This is a genomic window from Lysinibacillus sp. TE18511 (assembly GCF_054062295.1).
The window spans coordinates 32,876-39,420 of the sequence record NZ_JBSSFD010000044.1 but is presented as its reverse complement, the minus strand read 5'-3'; the positions used below and the strand labels follow the sequence as shown (position 1 = coordinate 39,420).

General features: G+C 38.0%; 6 protein-coding genes. 3 read left to right on the top strand and 3 right to left on the bottom strand.

Annotated elements, in window-relative coordinates; all coding sequences use genetic code 11:
* Positions 1–166: 166 nt before the first annotated feature.
* On the bottom strand, positions 167–1,900 hold the full coding sequence (locus tag ACVWXS_RS22010) for an ABC transporter ATP-binding protein (protein WP_456960160.1): 1,734 nt from the start codon (positions 1,898–1,900) through the stop codon (positions 167–169).
* Positions 1,897–3,639: an ABC transporter ATP-binding protein gene (locus ACVWXS_RS22005; protein WP_368635093.1), complete on the bottom strand. Its 1,743-nt coding sequence runs from the start codon at positions 3,637–3,639 to the stop codon at positions 1,897–1,899. The genes ACVWXS_RS22010 and ACVWXS_RS22005 overlap by 4 nt, the downstream gene beginning before the upstream one ends.
* 750 nt (positions 3,640–4,389) lie before the next feature.
* Between ACVWXS_RS22005 and ACVWXS_RS22000 the strand changes: the two genes are divergently transcribed.
* Positions 4,390–4,875, top strand: coding sequence for a YfbM family protein (locus ACVWXS_RS22000; protein ID WP_456960159.1), 486 nt, complete (start codon positions 4,390–4,392; stop codon positions 4,873–4,875).
* A gap of 2 nt (positions 4,876–4,877) precedes the next feature.
* On the opposite strand, the gene ACVWXS_RS21995 is transcribed toward ACVWXS_RS22000, so the two are convergent.
* Positions 4,878–5,123: a hypothetical protein gene (locus ACVWXS_RS21995; protein WP_368635095.1), complete on the bottom strand. Its 246-nt coding sequence runs from the start codon at positions 5,121–5,123 to the stop codon at positions 4,878–4,880.
* Positions 5,124–5,853: 730 nt separating this feature from the next.
* Between ACVWXS_RS21995 and crcB (ACVWXS_RS21990) the strand changes: the two genes are divergently transcribed.
* Together crcB (ACVWXS_RS21990) and crcB (ACVWXS_RS21985) are read left to right on the top strand one after the other, a co-directional pair.
* Positions 5,854–6,216, top strand: a complete 363-nt coding sequence (gene crcB, locus ACVWXS_RS21990; RefSeq protein WP_368635096.1) for a fluoride efflux transporter CrcB — start codon at positions 5,854–5,856, stop codon at positions 6,214–6,216.
* The gene (crcB, locus tag ACVWXS_RS21985) at positions 6,213–6,542 is read left to right on the top strand and encodes a fluoride efflux transporter CrcB (RefSeq protein ID WP_368635097.1); all 330 of its coding nucleotides are present in this window, start codon (positions 6,213–6,215) and stop codon (positions 6,540–6,542) included. Before crcB (ACVWXS_RS21990) ends, crcB (ACVWXS_RS21985) begins: the two co-directional genes overlap by 4 nt.
* The last annotated feature ends 3 nt before the right edge of the window (positions 6,543–6,545 follow it).

Genomic DNA, 6,545 nt, shown 5'->3' with positions numbered 1-6,545 from the left:
ACCACGGACACCCTTGCTCTTGGCTATCCCCTACTTCTGTCTCCGGGGGTCGGGACTTACACCCTATAGTTCATGCGCATGCCGGGCGCACATAAAAAGCCCCACTTTTTTTGTAAAGTGGGGCTTCCTTTATGCCATTTTATAAGCACAAGCATTCAAAATATTATTATTGCAATGAATTCGCCTGCATTTGATACATCTTTTCGTAAATGCCGCCCTGTGCTAAAAGCTCGTCGTGTGTGCCACGCTCAACAATCTTCCCTCGATCTAAGACAAGAATACGATCTGCATTTTTAATAGTAGAAAGTCGGTGAGCAATAATAAATGTTGTACGTCCTTTTTTCAGCACGTCCATCGCATGCTGAATAATCTCCTCTGTTTCCGTATCAATATTAGACGTAGCTTCATCTAATATTAATATAGCCGGGTCAAAGGCAAGAGCACGTGCAAAGGAAATTAACTGACGCTGCCCAGATGACAATGTGCTCCCCTTCTCTATAACAGGCTCATCATATCCATCTGGCAAATTTGCTAGGACACTTTCTCCGCCAACAGCCTTTAACGAAGCTTCTATCTTTTCACGTGAAATTTTAGGGTTGTTTAGGCTGACGTTAGAAGCAATAGTACCTGTAAATAAATATGGGTCCTGAAGAACAATGCCCATATGTTCACGCATTGTTTGACGAGGAGCCGAAGTAATATCAATTCCATCAATCGTGATTTTCCCTTTAGATGGGTCATAGAAACGGAACAATAAGTTCATAATCGAACTTTTTCCAGATCCTGTATGACCAACTAAGGCAATTGTTTCGCCTTGGTGTGCTTCAAATGATAGGTTTTTCAATACATATTCATCATTTTTATAAGCAAAGGAAACATCTTCGAACACTACATTTCCTTTATAACGAGGTAAACTTTTTTCAGATACAGGTTCCCCGTTAATATCTAACACCTCAAACACACGCTTCCCTGCAACAAGCGAGCGCTCAAGCTGAGAGAATTGATTGACGATATTCGTTATTGGATTAAATAATTTCGTTAAATAATCAACAAAGGCATATAATGTCCCCGCAGAAATAACTTCCGTTGCCGTAAATGACTGTGTACCAAAGTAGAGAATAAAGATCGTAAACATAATAAGTCTTAATGTATTAACAAGGTTGAAGGAAGTTGCAGAATCAAGGAAAAGTAGCTTACGCTCATATGCATAATGCTCATTATTCATGTCATCAAATTCCTTCGTCATTTGCTGCTCACGGCGGAATGCCTGAATAATCGTCATCCCTTGAATCGATTCGTTAATCATGGCGTTAATATCAGCAATTTTCGTTCTGATCACATCATTATATTTCGAAGCAACTTTACGATATAAAATCATCCATAAATAAACGATTGGTACCATCGTTAATGCAAGGAAGGCCATTTTCCAATTTAAAATGAAAAGTGCGATATAAACACCCACAATCGAAATTAAGCTCGTAACGAAGTTTGAAAGTACCTGAACATATAAATTACGAACAGCCTCCGTATCATTCGTTACACGTGCTACAATTTTCCCCGCTGGTAAATTATCGAAGTATTGAATTGGCAATGTTTGAATATGCTCAAAGACATCCTTACGTAATTTTTGCACAACACGGTTGGCACCCATTTGTAAATAGATATACATAAAATAGCGTAAAACCGCTGTAGCTATTGCTAAAATTAAATAGACAAGTAATAGCCAAGTAATTGGTTTTAGTTCGATGTGGCCAATTGTCATATAATTATCAATGATGTGCTTTGCAATAAATGGCCCAACAAGCTCCGTAAAGACGGCGATTGTTAAGAAAAATAATCCAAGTAATATCGGTTTTTTAAAATACATTGCATAGCGCATTAAACGTTGACTCGTACTCATGAGGCACCTCCTTCTAGCTGCTGACGGTCAAATTGCTCTTTATACCATCCTTGTTGTGAAAGGAGTTGCTCATGTGTTCCCTGCTCTACAATTTGGCCTTCATCTAGCACGATAATTAAGTCAGCATGCTGAATTCCTGATAAACGGTGTGTTGTAATAATCGTCGTTTTGTCTTGTCGTTCTCGCTGTATATTTTCAATAATTTTTGCCTCTGTCTTTGCGTCTACGGCCGAAAGCGAGTCATCAAGCATTAAAATTTCAGGGTCCTTAATAAGAGCGCGCGCTATTGACACACGTTGCTTTTGACCACCCGAAAGAGATACACCCTTTTCACCGACAAGTGTCTCAAGTCCCATCGGTAAATTTTTCAAATCCTTTTCAAAGTATGCTGCACGAATCGCCTGCTGCAAATCAGCCTGTGTCGCATCTTCTTTCCCAAATAAAACATTTTCACGAATAGTACGTGAGAATAGAACATGATCCTGTGGGACATAACCAATCCAATCGAGTAACTGCTCCTTCGTCTGTGCAGTAATATCAACTCCATCAATCGTTAGCTGCCCCTCGCCCATTGGATACTCACGTAATAATTGTCGCAGGAAGGTCGTTTTCCCCGCTCCTGTTTTACCAACAATCCCAAGTGTTTGCCCCTTTTTCAGCGACAACGAAATTCGCTGGAGGTTTTTCACCTGACTCATTGGATATTGAAATGTTAAATCATCAAAGCCAATTGCATTCGGTGTCGCAATCATTTGTGGATTCGCAATATTTTGAACATCCGCCTCGTAGTTTAGCGTCTCCTGTACACGATCAAGAGAAGCACTTCCTTGCTGCATGACATTGATAAGTTCTCCAATTGCAAATATCGGCCAAACTGCTAGCCCCAAGTAAACATTGAACGTTACAAGCTGCCCAACTGTCATAGCCTCAGTCGCTACTAAATGAGCACCATAGCCAAGCGCTACAACATAACTGATCCCAGTACCGACTTTTGTAATCGGTCCAAATAAGGCGTTAATTTTTGCGGTGTGCATATTTTTTTCATACACACTCTCGCTCATCTCTGCAAAATTTGCTTCGTCCTTTTTTTCTTGTACATATGCGCGTACCACTCGCACACCTGCAACGGACTCAAGAACACTATCATTCAGCTCTCCAAAAGCATCCTGTGCTTTCATATAACGTTCATGCACAATTTTCCCTAAATATTGAATAAGGATGGCCATGATCGGCACGGGCAACATTGCAAAAAATGTAAGCTTCCACGAAATCAAATAACCCATGGCGAAAATAATACAGCCCATGTAGATTGTGGAATCAATCAGTGTCATAATCCCGAAGCCAGCAGTTAGTGACACTGCGTTTAAATCGTTCGTCGCACGTGCCATTAAATCTCCTGTGCGATTTTTTTCATAAAACGTTGGCGTCATGCGTAGAAAATGCTGCATAAGATTCCGACGTAAAATTTTCTCTAGGTTAATAGCTCCTTCGAATAATCTGAATTGCCACACAAAATTAAGGGCATAACCGCCAATAATGATGCCAACAAAAATCAAAATATACTTTGATAATATAGCTGGTGTCATTTCTCCAGCAGTCAATAGATCAATAATTGACCCTAGTAAATACGGTGGAACAACTTCCAAGCCACTAGCAATTATTAAAAGTACAATTGCTACTGTATATTGCTTCCAGTATTTCTTAAAAAACCAGCTTAATTTACTTAAAACATCAAACATACATCATAACCTTCTTTCTCCAGTGCTGTTGAGGCTTACTACCCACTATCTAGACATTCCTTTTTGAAAATCATTTTTAGTACTGTGTTTCGCATACTGCATACACTCCTTTTTTTGTTATCACTACAACCTTTTTTGCAACAAAAAAGACACATACCCCTAAAAAAGAGCATGTGTCTCTTAATAAAAGGCAAGATGTAACCCATGCCTTTTGCTGCAATGTAAAATACAAAGCTAGAAGACATGGACAATGTATGCAGTTGTGTGTTGATATGATACTGGTAAAACTAACATTGCCATGACCTCCTTCGCTTAATTTGTTATAGTGTTCTTGAAGGTTATCATACTTTAGAAATATTTGTCAACAACTCCACTTTTATTTTTTACTTTTTTCAGAAAATTATTAACACTTTAAAGCAATGAATTACTACAGTCATAATCTTACGTTTAGCATTTTATTTCTTCAAAACAACATGCGGTATCAGGTGGATTAATTAACCCTATCGATCCACTTTTATTAATTAGAAACAGGAAGTACTAATTATGTGCCATTACTTTAACTAATTACTCTTTCAACCTTCCACGCTCTTTAAACAAGAACATATATTTCGTTTACACAAAAACATGCGTTTATTATTTAGCAAGAAAATTAATTGGAATTTTTATAAAAAATGCTTAAAAACTTCCTATGTTCAAGTTATTATATTATTAATAACAAAAGCGACAGTCCGTATAAGGAGGAGATTACAAATGGGAATGATCGGCTACTACACGGCTTTGCCAGAGGAAGAAATCCAGCAACTTGTATCCAGAACCAAAATGCTAGAAGACCTGGACCCTTATAACAGAGAATATCTTGATATTGACAAATCATGGCAGGCACTTTATTACATGCTCAGCGGAGATATTAGCGACGGCGAACCACCGCTCAGTTATGTCATTCCAATGGATCAAGACAACCTTATAGAGTTTGGAGAGTTTGGCGCCTTTTATTTAACACCCCCGCAAATTCGCGAGGCCTATCAAGCCATTGAAGCCATGACACGAGACGAGCTCCTTGCCAAATACAACTATAACGAGATGCTTGAGGAGGCCATTTACCCTCTCAACGGCGACGCGGAAGATGGGGAAGCAGAACAGTTTTTCGACTATCTATACAGTTATTTTAACGACATTCGCAAGTACTATTCTAAAACCATTGTTGAAGGAAAAGGACTTGTATTCTATATTTCATAATACTATGCATAATACAAAGTCTGGCACACGAATAACGTTCCTGTTGCCAGGCTTCTGCCTATTAGAGCGTTATCTTCGTTTACTTGTTTAATCCGAATTTGTTGAAACGAAATATACTCCCCTACCAAACGATCAGTTGTCATTGTCCCATTTTGTAAATCCTTCAGATGTGAAGCCGCTTGTACAATAAAATTTTCTGTTTTAATTTTCATAGCTGGTGAATCGGGATTCCAATTTGTATTTGTCACTTTCATTTCCGCCCTTTTGTCTTCCCTAATGAATTGACTTGCATTTTACTGTTACTTAGAACGATTACTTGTCCTGGTAAATTATAATCCCCTTTTACTTCCAAATGTTGTCGCTCGCTATCTATCCCAATTCATGTGCTTCACTAAATTATTTCTTCAGATTTTACTATGTGCTTTCCAAGTACCGCCCTTCTTATCATCATTATTTTTAGTAATTTATTAATTAGTAATTTATTATTTAGTAATTTATTAATTAGTAGTGGTGGATTTTCCGTTAACGGGTTTTCCGTTGATGGGTTTTCCGTGTACGGGTATTCCGCTTCCGGTTTAACCGTACACGGGTTTTCCGTTAACGGATATTTAGTAGACGGTGGAACATGAAATCATAATCACCCCTCCCTTTTATAAGTTATATACATATCAAACTATGACATGGGGACAATAATTGCGAAATACGTGGCAGAATATTGGTATAACCGAAGGAATTTAATAGAAGTCAACATGACATCCGTCGGAGCTACTCTGTACACTCTAAAAAGAGGCTACTAAACACTTTATCAAAATAATTATTACACTTAGTTTGTAGCACTTATTAGGGACCGACCCAAACGCTAAAAATGCCACTACATCCTTTGATATATTTGAATCCATATAACGATTGAAATATATCTAAAATTCATTTCTCATGATACACTTTTCTATATAGACAATTTAGTAAGGAGTCTTAAATTTGAAATCATTTTTAGCTGTTGGGATTGGCGGATTTTTGGGCGCCACCTGTCGATATAGCCTAAGTATTGTACTTCCAAATACAGGCGGTTTTCCATTTACAACACTTTGTATGAACTTAATTGGCTGCTTTTGTTTAGCATGGCTTTTTACTACTTTTACAACACGTACACCTGTTGTTTTAGGAATTGGTACTGGCTTTTTGGGTGCCTTTACAACCTTTTCTACATTTTCTCTAGAAACGTTATTACTTTTACAAGATAGTAAATGGCTACAAGCCGTACTTTATACGTTAGTGAGTGTTTTTGGCGGTTTAGCTTGTGCATGGCTAGGATTTAAACTAGCAAAGGGGCGCGTCGTATGATCATAGTTGGAATTGGTGGATTTTTGGGTGCACTAGCGAGGTTTTATTTAGGGAAATGGCTTGTTCATACATATCCGTGGGCAACGTTTTTGATTAATATAACGGGCTCTTTTGCACTGGGTTTTCTATTTGCTTTACAGTTAAGTGATTGGCTTTGGCATTTTATAGGGATTGGTTTTTTAGGAGCCTATACGACATTTTCAACATTCGGTTTTGAATGCTTGCAGCTCTTGGAACAGAAAAAATGGAGACAAGCAATTGTTTATTTATTCACTACAGTTTTATTCGGTATACTTTTCGCAGCACTTGGTTTTCTACTCGTATAACAA